The sequence below is a fragment of the Streptomyces griseoruber genome, from assembly GCF_001514205.1.
Taxonomy (GTDB): Bacteria; Actinomycetota; Actinomycetes; order Streptomycetales; family Streptomycetaceae; genus Streptomyces; species Streptomyces griseoruber.
The window spans coordinates 1-676 of the sequence record NZ_KQ948841.1 but is presented as its reverse complement, the minus strand read 5'-3'; the positions used below and the strand labels follow the sequence as shown (position 1 = coordinate 676).

At 66.4% G+C, this 676-nt stretch carries 1 pseudogene; it reads left to right on the top strand.

From position 1 onward, the window contains the following. Nucleotides 1-667 (top strand): annotated as a pseudogene (locus AQJ64_RS48830) (IS5 family transposase); the annotation flags it as partial. Nucleotides 668-676: the final 9 nt, after the last annotated feature.

Below are 676 nucleotides of genomic sequence, written 5' to 3'. Positions count from 1 at the left end.
TCAGCGGCTGCGCCTGGCGCCAGCTGCCGCCCTGCTTCGGCATTTCGAAGTCGACCGCCCACCGTCGGTTCCTGATCTGGTCGAGAGCCGGTGTCTGGGGCCGCCTGCACGAAGCGGTCCTGCACCGCCTCGATGACGCCGGCCTCATCGACGTCACCCGTGTCGTCCTCGACACCGCCCACGTCCGGGCTAAAAAGGGGGCGAACACACAGGTCCGAGCCCCGTGGACCGGGGCAAGCCGGGTTCCAAGATGCACATCCTGTCGGACGCGAACGGACTGCCCCTCCTCGTCGGCATCTCGGCAGGCAACACCCACGACAGCGAAGGGCTCAAGCCCATGATCGAGGGTCACCAAACGAGACACGACCCGCACCGCGGCCGCTACTTCAAGCCCCAGCGCCTTCATGCCGACAAAGCCTATGACCGCTCGGACCTGCGGAAATGGTTACGCGGCAAGCGGATCGGAGTGCGCATCGCCCGCAAAGGCATCGAGTCCAGCGAACGATTGGGCCGCCGGAGATGGGTGATCGAGCGCACGATGTCGTGGCTGTCCGGCTACCGCAGACTCAGTCCCCGCTACGAGCGCCATCCCCGCAACTACCTGGCCTTTCTCGGTCTCGCCGCCGCTCTCTGCTGCTACAAGCGGCTCGTCCGCCTCACCACGTAGGACACGGTC